Source organism: Rossellomorea orangium, assembly GCF_019334305.1.
Taxonomy (GTDB): Bacteria; Bacillota; Bacilli; order Bacillales; family Bacillaceae_B; genus Rossellomorea.
Map to the genome: position 1 here is coordinate 318,579 of NZ_JAHWGH010000018.1, position 17,269 is coordinate 335,847.

The 17,269-nt window shown below is 43.1% G+C and carries 19 protein-coding genes; 1 reads left to right on the forward strand and 18 read right to left on the reverse strand.

The window, feature by feature from the left end; genetic code table 11:
• Positions 1-4 precede the first annotated feature (4 nt).
• The 4 genes from sdaAB to rpmB all read right to left on the reverse strand — a co-directional run bounded on the left by sdaAB (position 5) and on the right by rpmB (position 3,225).
• Positions 5-667 (reverse strand): L-serine ammonia-lyase, iron-sulfur-dependent subunit beta, encoded by a 663-nt coding sequence (gene sdaAB / locus KYJ26_RS18800; protein ID WP_219168947.1) that lies wholly within the window; start codon positions 665-667, stop codon positions 5-7.
• A 95-nt stretch (positions 668-762) separates the two neighbouring features.
• The gene (locus KYJ26_RS18805; protein ID WP_219168948.1) at positions 763-2,421 is read right to left on the reverse strand and encodes a DAK2 domain-containing protein; all 1,659 of its coding nucleotides are present in this window, start codon (positions 2,419-2,421) and stop codon (positions 763-765) included.
• 15 nt (positions 2,422-2,436) lie between these two features.
• A complete protein-coding gene (locus KYJ26_RS18810; protein ID WP_034755738.1) occupies positions 2,437-2,799 on the reverse strand; it encodes an Asp23/Gls24 family envelope stress response protein in 363 nt (120 codons plus the stop codon).
• Between the two features lie 237 nt (positions 2,800-3,036).
• On the reverse strand, positions 3,037-3,225 hold the full coding sequence (rpmB, locus tag KYJ26_RS18815; protein ID WP_034755741.1) for a 50S ribosomal protein L28: 189 nt from the start codon (positions 3,223-3,225) through the stop codon (positions 3,037-3,039).
• A 206-nt stretch (positions 3,226-3,431) separates the two neighbouring features.
• Here rpmB and KYJ26_RS18820 point away from each other — a divergent pair, with 206 nt between their 5' ends.
• On the forward strand, positions 3,432-3,704 hold the full coding sequence (locus KYJ26_RS18820; protein WP_219168949.1) for a hypothetical protein: 273 nt from the start codon (positions 3,432-3,434) through the stop codon (positions 3,702-3,704).
• Between the two features lie 293 nt (positions 3,705-3,997).
• Here the strand turns inward: KYJ26_RS18820 and spoVM are convergent, their stop codons facing one another.
• The 14 genes from spoVM to remA all read right to left on the reverse strand — a co-directional run bounded on the left by spoVM (position 3,998) and on the right by remA (position 17,216).
• Complete coding sequence (spoVM, locus tag KYJ26_RS18825) at positions 3,998-4,078, reverse strand: stage V sporulation protein SpoVM (RefSeq protein ID WP_032088878.1); 81 nt, start codon at positions 4,076-4,078, stop codon at positions 3,998-4,000.
• 113 nt (positions 4,079-4,191) lie between these two features.
• Entirely contained in the window at positions 4,192-4,839 is a 648-nt protein-coding gene (locus KYJ26_RS18830) for a thiamine diphosphokinase (protein ID WP_219168951.1), read from the reverse strand.
• A 61-nt stretch (positions 4,840-4,900) separates the two neighbouring features.
• On the reverse strand, positions 4,901-5,551 hold the full coding sequence (rpe, locus tag KYJ26_RS18835) for a ribulose-phosphate 3-epimerase (RefSeq protein WP_219168952.1): 651 nt from the start codon (positions 5,549-5,551) through the stop codon (positions 4,901-4,903).
• A gap of 2 nt (positions 5,552-5,553) precedes the next feature.
• The gene (rsgA, locus tag KYJ26_RS18840) at positions 5,554-6,435 is read right to left on the reverse strand and encodes a ribosome small subunit-dependent GTPase A (protein ID WP_219168953.1); all 882 of its coding nucleotides are present in this window, start codon (positions 6,433-6,435) and stop codon (positions 5,554-5,556) included.
• Positions 6,436-6,574: 139 nt separating this feature from the next.
• A complete protein-coding gene (gene pknB, locus KYJ26_RS18845) occupies positions 6,575-8,599 on the reverse strand; it encodes a Stk1 family PASTA domain-containing Ser/Thr kinase (RefSeq protein ID WP_219168955.1) in 2,025 nt (674 codons plus the stop codon).
• Between the two features lie 4 nt (positions 8,600-8,603).
• Positions 8,604-9,353, reverse strand: a complete 750-nt coding sequence (locus tag KYJ26_RS18850; protein WP_219168957.1) for a Stp1/IreP family PP2C-type Ser/Thr phosphatase — start codon at positions 9,351-9,353, stop codon at positions 8,604-8,606.
• 190 nt (positions 9,354-9,543) lie between these two features.
• The gene (gene rsmB / locus KYJ26_RS18855; RefSeq protein WP_219168959.1) at positions 9,544-10,881 is read right to left on the reverse strand and encodes a 16S rRNA (cytosine(967)-C(5))-methyltransferase RsmB; all 1,338 of its coding nucleotides are present in this window, start codon (positions 10,879-10,881) and stop codon (positions 9,544-9,546) included.
• Entirely contained in the window at positions 10,874-11,824 is a 951-nt protein-coding gene (gene fmt / locus KYJ26_RS18860; RefSeq protein WP_219168961.1) for a methionyl-tRNA formyltransferase, read from the reverse strand. The genes rsmB and fmt overlap by 8 nt, the downstream gene beginning before the upstream one ends.
• A complete protein-coding gene (gene def / locus KYJ26_RS18865) occupies positions 11,824-12,306 on the reverse strand; it encodes a peptide deformylase (RefSeq protein ID WP_219168963.1) in 483 nt (160 codons plus the stop codon). The genes fmt and def overlap by 1 nt, the downstream gene beginning before the upstream one ends.
• A gap of 25 nt (positions 12,307-12,331) precedes the next feature.
• Positions 12,332-14,755, reverse strand: coding sequence for a primosomal protein N' (priA, locus tag KYJ26_RS18870; protein ID WP_219168965.1), 2,424 nt, complete (start codon positions 14,753-14,755; stop codon positions 12,332-12,334).
• The gene (coaBC, locus tag KYJ26_RS18875) at positions 14,742-15,971 is read right to left on the reverse strand and encodes a bifunctional phosphopantothenoylcysteine decarboxylase/phosphopantothenate--cysteine ligase CoaBC (RefSeq protein ID WP_219168967.1); all 1,230 of its coding nucleotides are present in this window, start codon (positions 15,969-15,971) and stop codon (positions 14,742-14,744) included. Before coaBC ends, priA begins: the two co-directional genes overlap by 14 nt.
• 135 nt (positions 15,972-16,106) lie before the next feature.
• The gene (rpoZ, locus tag KYJ26_RS18880) at positions 16,107-16,328 is read right to left on the reverse strand and encodes a DNA-directed RNA polymerase subunit omega (RefSeq protein WP_034755771.1); all 222 of its coding nucleotides are present in this window, start codon (positions 16,326-16,328) and stop codon (positions 16,107-16,109) included.
• Positions 16,329-16,943 carry a guanylate kinase gene (gene gmk / locus KYJ26_RS18885; RefSeq protein WP_219168969.1) on the reverse strand — a complete coding sequence of 205 codons (615 nt, stop codon included), beginning with the start codon at positions 16,941-16,943 and terminating at the stop codon, positions 16,329-16,331.
• Positions 16,944-17,216 (reverse strand): extracellular matrix/biofilm regulator RemA, encoded by a 273-nt coding sequence (gene remA / locus KYJ26_RS18890; protein WP_034755776.1) that lies wholly within the window; start codon positions 17,214-17,216, stop codon positions 16,944-16,946.
• Between the last annotated feature and the right edge of the window lie 53 nt (positions 17,217-17,269).

Below are 17,269 nucleotides of genomic sequence, written 5' to 3' on the forward strand. Positions count from 1 at the left end.
TTGTTTAATCGGAAATCCGTGTTACCTGGGTAATGTTCGGCAAAGAGCTCAATTCCTTGATAACAGCCTCATCAATCGGCTGATCGACCTCAATGGTCATCAAGGCCATTTGGCCTTTCTCTTTCCGGGATACATCCATGTGACCAATGTTCAATTGATGCTTGGCAATGATGTTGGATACAGATGCTATCGCACCGAACCGGTCATCATGCACAACAAGTATCGCTGGATGATGCCCTGAAAGTTTAAGCTCAAAGCCGTTCAATTCGATGATTTCAACTTTCCCGCCACCAATGGAAATACCGACAAGCTCTATTTCACCCTGCTCATCCCCCATGCGGATCCTAGCCGTATTCGGATGATCCGTGATGGCCTCTTCTTCTTGAAATTTAATTTTAATCCCTTTTTCCTTAGCTACTTTTATCGATTCGATGATTCGCTCATCAAATGTATCATAGTCAAGAATCCCACCTACGATGGCAACGTCAGTTCCATGGCCTTTGTACGTTTTGGCAAACGAACCGTAAAAGGAGATCGTCGCCCATTTCGGTTCCCGCCGAAACAAATTCCTTGCCACTCTCCCAATTCTTGCGGCACCGGCCGTGTGAGAACTGGATGGACCAATCATAACAGGCCCTATAATGTCAAATACACTTTTATATTTCATCGCTTTTCCCCCTAACTATACATCCAATCTATACTACCATTCTAACATAGATGAAGGGGACAAACTCTTATAGAGCTGCCCCCTCGCTTCATTCCTTATTCAACTGAGAATATATAGGAGTAAAGTGGCTGTTTACCATTATGAACTTCCACTTCAACGTCTTCATAATGCTCTTCAACATAATCTCTGAGTGACTCAACCTCTTTTTCCGTTACACCCTCACCATAGAGAATGGTTAAGATCTCGGAATCTTCATCCAGCATCTTTTCCAATAAGCTTTTAGAAGACTTTTGACGGTCAGAATCGGAAACGACAATCTTGCCTTCTGAGATTCCCATGAAGTCATCCTTTGAAATCGCAACACCGTCAATCGTTGTGTCTCTGACAGCAAATGTGATTTGACCAGTCTTGACCTGCTTTGAAGCTTCCGTCATCAACTGCTTGTTATCTTCAACCGTAGCAGATGGATTGAAAGCTAGCAATGCCGCCATGCCTTGAGGAACTGTCTTCGTCGGAACGACAGCTACTTCCATTTCAAGAACTTCAGCCGCTTGCTCAGCAGCCATGATGATATTCTTGTTATTCGGCATGATGATCACTTTCTTGGCATTCACTTCTTCAACGGCTTTCACGATATCCTCCGTACTTGGATTCATCGTTTGTCCGCCTTCAATTACAGCAGTGGCACCGATACTCTTGAATAACTCGGCAATGCCTTCACCCATTGATACGGTAACAATGGCAAAGTCGACTTCCTGGGTCTTTGCCGGAGCTTTGACCGGTTTAGACTCCCCTACAATACTGCTATGCTGCTGTCTCATGTTTTCAATCTTGATATTGATGAGACTTCCATATCGATGACCATATGTTAATACATCACCAGGTTGTTCAGAATGGATATGTACTTTAGCCAACTCTTCATCACTTATTACGAGCAGCGAATCACCGAATTCACTCAAATCCTGACGAAAGTCTTCTTCTACAAAGGATTGTTTATCCTCTTCGAATCGGACCATGAATTCCGTGCAATAACCAAACTCAATATCTTCAGTGCTCATGAAATCCTGGGCAGCTTTGTGATGCTCAGCGCTGACAAGGTCATTCATGGACGGAAGTGATGACTGATTGGATACTTTTTCACCTTTGAGCTCTGCTAGGAAACCTTCGTAAACAAATAGAAGCCCCTGTCCACCACTATCGACTACTCCCACTTCCTTTAATACAGGAAGTAAATCAGGTGTACGATTCAATGAAGCCTGTGCTTCATCGACGATTGCCTGCATCAACTTAACGAAATCAGTTTCTGTTTCAGCTGCCGTCACACCTTTTCGTGCAGCATCTTTCGCAACCGTTAGAATCGTTCCTTCTACAGGTTTCATCACAGCTTTATAAGCCGTTTCTACACCTGTTTGAAGTGCGTTGGCAAACTCTGCACTCGATAAGGATTCTTTCCCTTCAATCGCTTTACCAAAGCCTCTGAACAATTGGGATAAGATAACACCTGAGTTACCTCTTGCCCCCATTAATAACCCTTTCGAAAGGGCAGTAGCCACATTTCCGATATGATCTTGAATATGGTTCTGGACTTCCTTCGCTCCAGAAGTCATTGATAAATTCATATTTGTTCCAGTATCACCATCAGGAACAGGAAAAACGTTAAGCGCGTCAACCAGCTGCGCGTTAGCAGATAATTGAGTGGCACCTTGTATCACCATTTGGGCAAAACGTTTTCCTTCCAAAGATGTAATCGACACGAATCTTCCTCCTCACTACGGGTTCGTGACACGAACCCCCTGCACAAAAATATTTACTGAATCTACCGCCAAGCCGACGGTCTTATCAAGAGTATATTTAACCTTGGATTGTACATTATGGGCAATCTCAGAAATTTTTGTACCATAACTCACAATAATATACATATCAATATGTACTTCCTCTTCATCTTGACGAACAATCACTCCGCGAGTGAAATTTTCTTTACGTAAGATATCTGTGAAACCGTCTTTAATTTGGTTCTTTGAAGCCATTCCAACAATTCCGTAGCAATCCACCGCTGCACCTCCAGCAATCATTGCAATGACATCATTCGTAATATCAATTTGTCCGTACTGCGTTTTTAATTCGATGGACATGGAATGTTTTCCCCCTTTAATTACATGCTTGGCTAAAAACATTTTACTATAAGTATGCTGTTTTTGAAAGCTAAACTATTATCTCAAGCTTCATTTGTTGGGTTTACCCTCTATTTTTTCCTTATTATTCAAAGATTAATCATTCTCATTCCAAGAGTATATGTCTTCCGTATGACTGATTTGATCATGGGAGAATGAAAAAAGACGCCTGAATCAGGCGCCTTTCCATTTTAAGTATTATACGCGTTCTACTTTACCAGATTTCAACGCTCTTGCAGAAACCCATACTTTCTTAGGCTTTCCGTCTACAAGAATTCGAACTTTTTGCAGGTTTGCACCCCAAGTACGCTTGTTCGCATTCATTGCGTGAGAGCGAGCGTTACCTGAGCTTGCTTTACGGCCTGTTACTACGCATTGTTTTGCCATAATATATTCCCTCCTCACTAACAAGAAGCTGAAGTTAATTTCAGTTCCACATTTCGCTTATTATCATAAAGATACTTTAATAATTTATCACACAACTTTCTATAATGCAATACTACAATTTAAACCTTTCAAGAAAAAATACTTTACAGACATAAAAGCGGAGGCGGCTTGGTCAGACCCGACAAGCTTAAGGTGAATCAACCGGAATGGCGTTCTTTGCCATTTTGGTTGATTTGACTTATGACCTCGAGGGTCTAGCCGCCGGAGCTGGACATCGCAGAAAAGCGGAAGGGGCTCGCCCTGAGGTGACAAGCATTTCTGGAAAATCCCTGAAGGCGCTTTTTGCCTTTGGGGATTTTTCAGAAATGACCTCGAGCCTCAAGCTCCTGGAGCTGGACATATCGAAAAGCGGAGGCGCCCGCATTTTCAAGAGGGGCACTACTTCTCGATTGGGAGATCATGTTAATCATCAGAGCTAATAAATAGCCGGAAAAATTCCGGTTATTTTGAAATTACTGTTTAAAAAAGATGAAATAGAAGGAAAAATTCCGCCTATTAATTCAAATAAGCACAAAAATGAATGATCTTCCTATTATAAGCGGAAAAACTCCGCTTAATATCCCTAATTCAAGGTTTACTCTGTATATAACCGGAAAAACTCCGCTTATTTTTTGCTGGATCTTCTGGGCGGGACATCTTATTGAAAGATAAACATGAACAGTATCAAAAGTCAAAAAAAGAAGATGGCATCAAGCCATCTCCAACAAACCATTTATTCTTTTTTAAACGTTCCCAACATCGCCCTCACAAGTCCACCCAGGAATTTCGGTAATTTAATTGTATAAAAGCGCATTTTTAGTCCCTCCCCACAATCTAAAGAACGTAATGTTTCGCTTGACAACAGTTCAGTCTATTCAAGCAGTTTCAGTTAAGTACATCTTCTTTTCTGTCTGGTCGATAGAAGCATTAATCACTGCTTCTTATAACCATTAATATGCCATTTGAAAAGGAAAAAGTACCAGATGATTGTATAAGTTCATTACTAATACATAGTGTGGATCCTCTTGAAATATTCCGATTTTTTAATGGATATTTAAAGCCTGAGAGGGTGATTCCTTCAACGTTTTCGGTAACAGGAACAAAGGAAATGTATTGGTATTCCGGGATTTCCAGGACGGAATATTCCCCAGATTTCGCAAGGTATAATCGATTCTGGACGTCTATGATTTCCACAGGGATGCCCGTTTCTAAAAGGCTTGGCATCATCAATAATTGAAGGTTACCCATAAAGTGGTCCAGGCGTCCGCCAGTAGCACCAAAAATGTTGATTTTCTCAGGCCGTTGTTCAATTGTCCAGTTGAGTGCAAGTTCCAGATCCGTTTCGTCCTTCTCAGGCTGGAATCGATTGACCTCCTGCACTGTTTCCCTGATTTCCTCCAATTCCGTAGAGCTTACGGAATCAAAATCCCCAAATGCGACCCATGGATTGATATGTTGTTCCATTAAATAGTAAACGCCCCGATCCACACCAATCCATTTAGTATTTTCACTTGAATAGGCACTCAAATCAGGTATATATCTCCCGGGTCCGCCTGCAACAAGATTGATTTCCATATCCTACACTCCCCTTTTTTATAAAAATAGACTGACCCCATTAGGGTCAGCCTGATGCCATTTAAACGAGTGCTTTCTTCAATTCTTCAATTGCTGCCCTGCGATCGGGCTTATTATAGATGGCAGATCCCGCAACAAACACATCTGCACCCGCCTCTGCACAAATAGCTGCCGTTTCAGGGTTGATGCCCCCGTCCACTTCAATTTCAAGAGACGGATTTACTTCTTTCGCCCACTCGCGGATTTGCTTAATCTTTGGTACAACGGATGGAATGAACGATTGCCCGCCAAATCCAGGGTTCACGGTCATCAAGAGGACCATATCGACATCCTGTAGGATCGGTTTAATCAATTCTGCAGAGGTTCCGGGATTCAGGACGACACCCGCTTTAACGCCCTTGCTTTTGATCATTTGGATCGTCCTGTGCAGATGGGGATCTGCTTCTACATGGACGGTGATATAATCAGCCCCCGCATCGGCAAACGCTTCAATGTACTGACTTGGGTTTTCGATCATCAAATGAACATCCAGAGGTAAAGTCGTCAGCGGTCTGATTGCACTCACGATCATCGGTCCAAGTGTAATGTTCGGAACGAAGTGACCATCCATGACGTCTACATGAATATAGTCCGCTCCCCCTTTTTCCACATCTTTAATTTCATTGCCCAGCTCTGCAAAATTGGCAGAAAGAATGGATGGTGCGATTTTCATATTTAGTACCTCGGCTTTCTTTCTTTGATTTCTTTATGAAAAGTTAAATAGTGATCGTAACGATATGTTGGAATTTCTTCCGCTTCAACAGCCGCTTTCACAGCACATTTAGGCTCATTGATGTGAAGGCATCCCCTGAATTTACACTCTTCGGATACTTCCACCATTTCCGGGAAGCACCTTGGCAGTTCTTCTATTTCAAGCTCTGAAAACTCCAATGAACTGAAACCGGGCGTATCCGCCACTAATCCATCTTCGATATCGATGAGTTCCACGTGTCGTGTTGTATGTTTCCCCCGCCCGAGATGCGAAGAAATCATTGCCGTCTTCAGTTCCAATTCAGGTTTTAACGCGTTCAAAAGAGACGATTTCCCCACTCCGGACTGACCGGCAAACACCGAAATTTTATCTTTTAAATACGGAGTCAGCTCCTCAAGACCATGCTCTGTTTTGGAAGACGTCATCAAAACTTCATATCCAAAAGAGCGGTACTCGCTCACATATTGTTCAATTTTTTCAGCTTCTGCAGATGTCACCAAGTCCATTTTGGTCACGCAGATAAGCGGTTCGATTTCCTTGCTCTCCACCAGCACAAGGAAACGGTCCAGGAGCGCCGGACTGAAATCCGGTTCACTTGCTGAAAAGACTAATATAGCTTGATCGACGTTGGCAATCGGAGGGCGTACCAATTCATTCTTTCGATCATGTACTTTCAAGATATACCCATCGGTTTTATTTTCGGCTTGAAATTCAACATAATCACCCACAAGCGGAGTGATTTTATTTTTGCGGAAATTGCCTCTTCCCCGACATTGCGTAACGCTGCCTTCTGAAAGGACATAGTAAAATCCACTCAATGCTTTAACAATTTTTCCTTCAGGCATTCGAAACCTCCTATTCAAAAGCGTTTATCTGAATTATTTAGCTATCTCCATTATGTATCATAACCATTATAAATGAAATTAAGAAGACTGTCCCGTAGGTTCATGAAAAACCCGGGTACAGCCCTTTGGAAAGTGAAAATTATTCTTCTTTAGGATATTTGGCAGTCCCAGAGTCAATTTCCTGACCATCTCTCAATATTTTATACTTACCGTCCTTACCATCTTCTAACTGAAATGAGAGAGTAAACTCGGTGTCTTTAGTAATGCCATCAAGTTGATCAGGTTCCTCATAGGTACTATCTTTGTCTTCAATATAAATTTCAACTGGCTGCGGAGTTCCGTCTTCTTTTGTATATGGAACCATAATTTTTAATGTGACTTCTTTAGGAGGTAATTCCTCTTCCTTTGGTGGTTCCGGGCCTTTTGACATTGTTACATAAACTGTTTCCCCTTGGAAAGTTGGGGTACCTGGTGATGGATCATGAGATTTTACTTTCCCAGCTTCAATAGTATCGGAGAATTCCTCCGGTCTTTGTTCAATCTTTAAACCTTTTAGGTCTGCATATTGATTAAGCTCTGCTTTTGAATATCCCTCTAAATTCTCCATATCAAACGGCTTGGAGCCCTTACTCACTGTAAAGGTTATTGTCGTCTCTTCAGGTACGACTTCATCTCCAGGGGAAGGATCTTGATCGGTAATGGTTCCAGATGGTTCATCATCGTTAAATTCCTCTTCCTTTTCTATCGTAAAACCTTTATCCTCAAGTTCTGATGCAATTTCATCAAAATTCTTGCCGACATAATCCTCTACTTCCACCTTTTCTTTTCCTGTACTGACATAGATATCAATTTCCGACCCTTCATTCGCCATTCTGCCGGCTTTAGGATTTGTCTTGATTACTTTACCTTCGTCTACAGTGTCGCTTGACTGCTCCTTAGTTTCACCGACAACAAACCCTTCTGAAACAATCATTGAAACGGCTTCAGTTGTGTTTTTACCCGCCACATCGGGAACCTCAATCTCTTTCGGCCCCAATAATCCAGGCACCAACGTAAATGCGGCAACACCCAACACAATCAGTAAAAAGAACAAGCTGATGATGATGATCGGCCATTTTCTTTTACGTTTGTCCTTCTTTGCTTTTTTGCCTTTATCTTTCTTCTTTGCTTTTTTCTTATCTTCCTTTACCGGGACCGTTGGCTTGGTTTGCACGATATCGGTATTGGTTTGATGGACGATCGTATCATCCAGATTAGAATATGCCTTTTGATCCGTGATGACCGGAATCGCTTTTGTCGCTTCATCATCAAGCGGCACTGCGAATTTGGGTTCATCCATTCGATCGGGATCGAGTGCTGATGTCAGGTCCTCGTCCATTTCCTCCAGGCTTTCATATCGTCTGAACGGGTCCTTGGCAGTGGCTTTCAACACAATATTCTCTACACTTTGAGGGATATCGGGATTCCATCTTTTTAAAGATGGTGTTTCAGATTGCAAATGCTTTAAGGCAATCGAGACGGCCGATTCACCAGAGAATGGCAGCCTGCCCGTCAACAATTCAAACATGACGATACCTAGTGAATAGATATCCGATTTTTTTGTCGCCATTCCCCCCCTTGCCTGCTCGGGAGAAAGATAATGGACGGATCCAAGAACCGAATTGGTTTGAGTGATACTCGTTGCACTGAGGGCCATTGCAATCCCAAAGTCCGTGATCTTCACATTTCCATCTTCATCTAACAGGATATTATGTGGCTTGATATCCCGGTGAACAATATGGTTAAGATGTGCATGGGACATGGCTAATGTCAGCTGCTTCATGATATCGATCGCCTTGTCGACATGAACCGGTGAATACTGCTGTATGTATTGCTTTAACGTCATGCCATGAACATATTCCATGACGATATAATAAAGGTCGTCCTCTTCGCCTACATCATAGATGCTCACAATATTCGGGTGAGCAAGGCTGGTAGCAGATTGGGCCTCCCGTTGGAAACGTTTAATGAATTCCTCTTCATTGGCAAAGTCGATCCGGAGCATTTTGATGGCCACTTCACGATCTAGAATCACATCGTGTGCTAAATAGACGTTGGCCATCCCACCGCCACCGATCAGTTTAATAATTCTGTAACGCCCACTGATGCGCTTACCTTCCATCATGTTATCACCCGCTTTCCGTTTCAGCGGCAAACTCGACAATTACTACGGTAATATTATCTTCACCGCCATATTCATTGGCTAAATGAACGAGCGACTCCCCTTTATTTTGAAGAGAGCGATCCTGCTCTAATACTTCTTTCATTTCTTTTTCAGAGACTTTATTAGATAGACCATCCGAGCATAGAAGAATGACATCTTCCTCTTCAAACATAATCGTTTTAATATCCATCGTAATCGAAGCTTCCGTTCCGATCGCTCTAAGTATCACATTTTTTCTTGGATGATGCTCTGCATCTTCCTTCGAGATTTCTCCACTTCTGACTAATTCATTCACCAGGGTATGATCTTCTGTCAGTTGGTGAAATCCATTTTCGTTCAGGATATAGCCTCTGCTGTCACCAATATTCACGATTGACGCGAATAAAGAGGTGCAAATGGCTCCGACGAGTGTCGTCCCCATCCCCTCGCACTCAGAATTGGATTGTGAATAAGTATATACTTCTTTGTTTACTTCGTTAATAGTTGATTTTAACCAATTTTCAGCTTCATCAGCGGTGTGAAATTTCTCAGTTTTCTCCCATAAGTCCTTCAGGATGGATATGGTCAGCTCGCTTGCAACGTCACCCGCTCTGTGGCCGCCCATCCCATCTGCTACAACAGCTAAATGATCTCCATGATGATTCACGAATACGCCGGCACTATCTTCATTTAACTGGCGCACTTTCCCTTTGTCCGTAAAATAAACCGTCTTCACTTAGGTCACCTCTTCTCTTCTTATGCCCTTCTGTTTATTACAGATGGAGCATCCTTCACATAAGAACGACTTGATCCCCGTAATAGTGGTAACGGGAATTCAAGGATTCGATTCTTTAAGGTCTGTTGTACTTTTACGACTTTAATAGTGGATTTTCCTGCTTTACTTTCAATCTTTGATGTAATCCGACTCAATCCTTTTTCCTGAAACAGGAAATAAAAAATCCGTCCCCGCCGAAATCTTGAGGGAAAACCTGGAGCTGGTTCCCTTCAATGAATGGTGTTATCGGCTCTGGGAGCTGATCCAAGGGATGTGGCTCAAACTCAGGATGATCGCTAAGGAATGACGACACAGTGCCTTCATTCTCATTTCGATCCACGGTACATGTGCTATAAACTAATAACCCATCTTTTTTCAGTAATGGGGCTACTGCAGAAAGGATGTCCAGTTGAATCTTTTGTAGAGAGTGGAGGTCCGATTCTCTTTTGACGTATTTGATATCTGGTTTTCTTCTAAGCACACCAAGTCCCGAGCATGGTGCATCGACTAAAATCCGGTCGAAGCTATCATGATCAAACTTCTCTCCAGCTTTCCGACTATCAAGGGCTGCCGTTATCACGTTGGTTAATCCAAGCCTCGATGCATTGTCGTCGATCAATTTCACTTTATGCTTATGCAGATCAAGTGCGTGCACTTCACCCGTCCCTGAAAGCTTCTCTGCAATATGAGTTGTTTTCCCGCCTGGGGCTGCGCATGCATCTAATACCTTCATCCCTTTTTCAAGCTTTAATGCATATGAAACGAGCATCGAACTTTCATCCTGTATACTGCATTGACCATTGAGATAGCTTTCTGTTTTTGCAAGATTCCCTCTGATTGATTGAATCCCTTCAGGTACGATCGGACTTTCTTTCACTTCAGTCCCGTTTTCCAACAGCTGCTGTACGAGCTCTTCACGACTGATTTTAGTCGTATTCACACGTGCCGTTTGGTTTGGTGCGATTAAATTGGTTTCGCACATTTCTTTCGTTTTCTCCAAACCGAATTGTTCTTCCCATCTCTTCACAAGCCAATATGGATGACTCGTCTCGATTGCCACTCGTTCAACTGGATCCTTTATGGAATCAAGAGAGGGTAGACCTTTTCGCTGCACGGATCTCAGCACCCCATTTACTAATCCTGAGATTCCTTTATGCCCTCTCTTTTTGGCGATTTCCACCGCTTCATAGAAGACGGCACGATCCGGTATTCTGTCAAGATACACAAGTTGGTAGAGGGATAATCGTAACAATTGACGCACCCAATCATCGAGCTTCCCTTTAATGAATGGGGCCAAATAGAAATCAAGGGTCATTTTTCGTTGAATGGTTCCATATGTCAGCTCCGTCAATAAACCAATATCCTTCTGTGGCAGTTCATTTTTTTCAATGACGGAATGAAGCAGCAAATTACTATACGATTGATTTTTATCAACCGCTATGATAACATCTAGCGCTGCTTCGCGAACGGTTTTATTTCGTTTACTCATCGTTATCTCCTAACATCATGCCGGTTTTTAAATGAGCTCCTGCTCCTCGGAGGTAGTCCTTTGCACTCATTCTTTTCTTACCTGAAGGCTGTAAATCGGTAATTTTGATGCCCGTTGAATTCCCGGTTGAAATGATGAAACCATCCTCTTCCACCCTGATGATTTCGCCAGGTGAAGAAGTGACCCCGCTTACTTTCTCTCCCCACCATATTTTCATGACCGATCCTTCCAAAGTGGTGTAAGCAACCGGCCAAGGGTGAAGACCCCTGATATGGTTGTAGATTTGCTCTCCGTCATTCTTCCAATCTATTTTCTCTTGTTCGCGTTTGATATTGCGTGCAAAAGTGGCTTTAGAATCATCTTGTTTCACTGGGGATATTTTCCCTTCCAACAATTGCGGAATCGTATCAATCAACAGTTTGGCACCCGCAACGCTTAATTTGTCATGCAAGGTCCCCACATGATCCCGTTCATCAATATCTACTTCCACTTGACTGATGATGTCTCCTGCATCCAGTTTTTCCACCATATACATGATGGTGATTCCCGTCTTCTCTTTACCTTGTAGGATTGAATAATGAATAGGCGCACCGCCTCTCAATTCCGGAAGAAGTGAGGCATGTACATTGATGCAACCATATTTCGGTGCCTCAAGGAGAGCATTGGGAAGGATTTGCCCGAACGCAGCGGTCACAATAAGATCAGGCTTTAAAGCAAGCACCTGGTTTAACTCATCTTCATTCTTAATCTTTTCGGGCTGATAAACCGGGATACCATGCTTTTCAGCTGCCACTTTAACAGGCGGCGGGGTGAGGATCCTCTTTCTTCCCACAGGGCGGTCGGGTTGAGTCACAACCGCGATCACGTCATATTTTTCATCTATTAATGATTGAAGAACAGGAACCGAGAAATCCGGTGTTCCCATAAAAATCACTTTTGTCATTAAGCTTCATACCCTTCTAATTCTTCTTCTGTGATATATTTCTCTACTTTGGATGTAAATAAAATGCCGTGAAGGTGATCGATTTCATGTTGAATCGCCCTTGCCATAAAGTCTTCGGCTTGAAATTCAACCGTTCTTCCTTTTCGATCTTGTGTACGCACCTTGATGGAGTATGGACGGGTCACTTCACCATATAGACCAGGGAAACTGAGACATCCTTCCAGGTCCGTTTGAGATCCGTTCGACTCTATGATTTCCGGGTTGATCAATTCGATTGTTCCTGAATCATCCCCGATGTCGACGACGGCTACTTGCAGGTCGATTCCCACCTGGGGGGCAGCAAGTCCCACTCCATCAGCCTCAAGCATTGTGTCATACATATTTGCAAGTAATTTCTTTAGTTTTTTATCAAAATCCGTTACCTTCTCACACTCTTTTTCGAGAATGGCATTTGGGTGCATTACAATTGGAAGTATTGCCATAACTGTCCTCCATTTTTCTAATTGATTACATCATCACATAAGGATTCACATCAATGGAGATGGTTAGCCCCTGTGATGTATATTGTTTTTGGAACTGATCAAGTACTGTTTTCAATGTGATGCCAAGATTTGGTTCCCGTTTGTATTTTATCAAACATTGGTATCGATATCTATTCTTGATCCTGGGAATCGGTGACGCCACAGGCCCGAGAATGATTGTCGTATCAGATAGCTTAGAACGGACGTAAGATGTCATCTTTTCCGAAATATCCACTACCTTCATGACATCCTCATGACTTAATGTGATCAGTGTTATGTAGTAAAAAGGTGGGTATGAGCCCATTTTCCTCATCATCATTTCCTGCTGATAAAACCGATTATAATCATGATCAGACGCCAACTCGATCGAGTAGTGCTCAGGTGTGTAGGTTTGAATGACGACTTCACCTGGTAATGTGTGCCTGCCAGCCCGCCCGCTCACTTGTGTCAATAACTGAAACGTTTTCTCAGCAGCACGGAAATCCGGCAGATGCAGCATGGTGTCTGCACTAAGAACTCCGACTAACGTGATATTCGGAAAATCGAGACCTTTGGCGATCATTTGGGTACCAAGAAGGATATCCGCCTTTCCTTCCCCGAAAGCCGTTAATAGCTTTTCATGGGATCCTTTTCGGGATGTGGTATCGACATCCATGCGAATGATCCTTGCATCCGGTAGGAGCTTCGTCAATTCTTCCTCCACCTTCTGAGTGCCCGTTCCAAAGTAACGGATATGCTCACTCATGCATTCCGGACAAGTGGTAGGTACACTTTCTTCATGACCGCAGTAATGACATTTCATCCCGTTGGAAAATCGATGATACGTCAAGGAAATGTCGCAGTTAGGACATTGCAGGACAAAGCCGCAATCCCTGCACATGATGAAGGAGGAGTGTCCTCTGCGATTAAGGAATAGCACGGTTTGCTCTCCTTTTTCGATCCGGGATTGAAGCTTTTCAAACAGGGTGGTTGAAAACATGGAACGGTTACCATTCCTTAATTCCTCCCGCATGTCCACGATATCGACAGATGGGAGCGGGCCGTCATTCATACGTTTATCCAGTGTCAAGAGCTCATATACACCTTTAGAAGCCCGGGCGAATGTTTCCAAAGATGGGGTCGCACTGCCTAAAATCACTGGACAACCATGGATTTCGCCTCGATAGATCGCCACTTCCCTCGCATGATAACGAGGATTTTCTTCTTGCTTGTAACTCGTTTCATGCTCCTCGTCGATGATGATGATCCCTAAATTTTCGAAGGGGGCAAAAACGGCAGAGCGTGCACCTACCACCACTTTCACTTCTTTGCGTTGGATCTTTCTCCATTCATCATATTTTTCACCTACTGACAATCCGCTGTGAAGGACGGCAACATCGTCGCCGAAGCGTCCTTTAAAACGGTGGACCATTTGTGGTGTAAGGGATATTTCAGGAACCAGTACGATGGCTTCCTTCCCTTCCTGTAAGACACGCTGGATCGATTGTAAATAAATTTCTGTTTTCCCACTACCCGTTACACCATACAAGAGAAATGTGTGATGCTCTTCTTGATCGATGGTACTCAGTATCGGACGAATCGCCTGATCTTGCTGTGGGGTCAACGGAAGAGGTGAAGTATTCTCAAATACTCTATTTTGAAATGGATCCCGGTACATTTCAACGTTCTTCTCAATGAGGATCCCCTTATTAACCAACGATTTGATTGTACTTGAAGTCGTAGACATGTCATCCAAGAGTGTGGACTGGAGGATACCATCTCCACCAGGCGTAGAATCGATCATATATTCAATAATTTGTTTTTGTTTACTTGCCTGGGGAGGCAGACTGTTTTTCACTTCATCCGCTTTATCAGCCGGTACATTAAGATAAAGCTTACGAACGGTTTTCTTACTGCCTTTTGCTTTCACTCTGTAAAGGACTTCAAGGTTACCTCGTTTTACCTCTTTATGTACAAGCGGGAGAAGGCCGCTTTCTTCGATCACTTTCCAGGCGACGTCTTTTCCATTCTGAAAGAACCGCTGCAGGGAGAGATGAAGTTCGCTTTTACTCCTGTTTTCTTCCAGCCGAAAGTATTTTTCATATTTTGCTTTCATCGCAGCCGGCAGCATCGCTTGAAATGCTGATATTTTAAAGCAGAGCGTCTTCTCTGTAAGCCAGTTCCCCAGTGTGAGTAGCTCCTTATTCAAAACCGGTACAAGGTCCATCGGCTCGATGATCGATTTCAGCTTCGAGACTTCCCCTTTTTCCTTTAATTCAATGACAAAGCCCTGAATCTTCCTTGGACCAAATGGAACGATGACTCTCATGCCGGGAACGATGCTGTCCATCCACTCATCTGGGATGATATAATCATACGTCCGATCCGTCTGCATGGCAGGAACATCTACTATGACACTAGCTACGTTCATGTGCGGTACCCTTCTCCATTTGAGCAATCGCTTCTTTGAAGATTTCTTTAGCTACCTCTACTTTTGGTAGTAATGGTAACTCACGATCGTTACCTCGATTTGTCACAATGATTACTTTGTTCGTATCTGTTCCGAATCCGGATCCCGACTCCTTCACATTATTCGCGACAATCATATCCGCCCTTTTTTTCTCAAGCTTAGCTCTGGCATACTCTATGACATTTGTCGTCTCTGCTGCAAATCCGATCAGGTATTGATGGGTCTTTCTCTCACCAAGGCTCATTAAGATATCCTTTGTCCGCTGGAATTCAATCACGAGATTTCCATCTTTTTTCTTTAACTTGTCCCCCAGGATTTCTTTAGGGCGATAATCAGCAACCGCAGCGCTTTTCACAACGATATCAGCAGACGGGAAAGCTTCGTGGACGGCATTGTACATGTCTTCTGCACTCGTGACGGAAACATATTCAACACCCTTTGGAACGGGTAATTCAGAAGGACCGGAAATCAGCAACACCTCTGCCCCAAGGGAAACCGCCGCTTCTGCAAGGGAGAATCCCATTTTCCCGGTAGAGCGATTAGAGAAGAAACGTACAGGATCGACCATTTCCCTTGTAGGACCTGCTGTTATCACTACTTTCTTTCCTCGTAAAAGCATAGTTTCTTTGTCACCATTTGAAAAATAATCACTGATCAATTCGACTACCTTCTCCGGTTCTTCGAGTCTTCCCTTCCCTACATATCCACATGCCAGATACCCTTCACTTGGTTCGACAAATTGGTAGCCAAACTCAAATAGTATATCAATATTGCGTTTTACTGCCGGGTGATCATACATATGTACATTCATGGCCGGGGCGATCCACACTTTCGCCGTCGTCGCTAAGATGGTTGTGGTGATCATATCGTCCGCAATGCCGTTTGCAAGTTTTCCAATTATATTGGCCGTTGCAGGTGCCACCAGTACCAGATCGGCCCAATCCGCTAAATCAATATGAGCGATTTTAGATGAATCCTTTTCATCGAAAGTATCCCAGTATACATCTTGACGTGATAATGCCTGAAACGTGAGGGGGGCAACGAAATTTCGTGCTGACTCTGTCATGATCACTTTCACTTGTGCACCCTCTTGAACAAGCTTGCTCGTCAATGCCGCTGCTTTATATACAGCGATTCCACCAGAAACACATAATAGTATTTTTTTCCCCTGCATCATTCTACTTTCCCCCATTACTCTTTATCCTCTTTATATTATGAAGGATATTAATAGAAAAAGAAAATAGGGTTGTCCCGAAAGATGATGAAATCTTTCGAGTCAACCCCTGGAGTTATTCAATAAGCACACTGCCGTTTATTCATCAGAATAGACTGCTTTGGCATCTCTTTCTTTCATAGACAATTGACCTGCATGGATTTCTTCAAGAGCTTTCCCTACGAACTTATGAGAATCATAACGGTTCAAACGATAATCACCCGTGTCTTGAAGGTTCCTTGCACGCTTAGCAGCAATACTTACCAGCGAATATTTAGAATCGATCTTTTTCATTAATGAATCAATGGATGGGTTTAACATTTACTCAGCCTCCAGCATATTTAAGTATCGTTGTTGCACGCGTTCCCGCTTGCAGTGTTCTGCCTGAACGATGGATTTAATTTTGTCTACTGCATGTTCAATCTGATCATTTTCAACAATGTAATCATATAAATTCATCATTTCAATTTCTTTTCTTGCTGTATTCATTCTACCTTGGATCAAATCGTCCGTTTCAGTTCCTCTAGTGACGAGGCGGTTTTGAAGTTCGGATAGACTTGGGGGTGCCAGAAAGATAAACAGTCCTTCAGGAAATTTATCTCTTACCTGCTGTGCACCTTGTACCTCGATTTCAAGAAAAACATCTTTTCCTGCATCCAGTGTTTCACGTACATAGTCCACAGGAGTCCCGTAATAGTTCCCAACGAACTCTGCATACTCCAACAACTTGCCCTCGGTGATGAGCGCTTCGAAGTCTTCTCTTGATTTGAAGAAATAATCTACACCATCCACTTCTCCTTCACGGGGTTTCCGTGTGGTCATCGAAATGGAATATTCAAACTTTGTATCTTCCTGGGAAAAAATCGCTTTACGAACTGTTCCTTTCCCTACACCTGATGGTCCGGAAAGAACGATCAGCAATCCTTTTTCTTTCATTTATTTACCCTGCCCTTCTTCTACTAAATCCTCTTTATCTGTCAAACGATGAGCAACGGTTTCGGGTTGAACAGCTGAAAGAATGACGTGATCGCTGTCCGTAATAATGACCGCTCTTGTTCTTCTTCCGTATGTAGCATCAACGAGTGTTCCACGATCCCTTGCATCTTGTATCAGGCGCTTGATCGGGGCTGATTCCGGACTTACAATTGAAATGATCCGGTTAGCTGAAACGATATTTCCAAATCCTATATTGATGAGCTTGATCGACATAATGCTCCTCCTAATCAATAGTTTAGTTTCGCCGGAATGCCGGAAAACTAAAC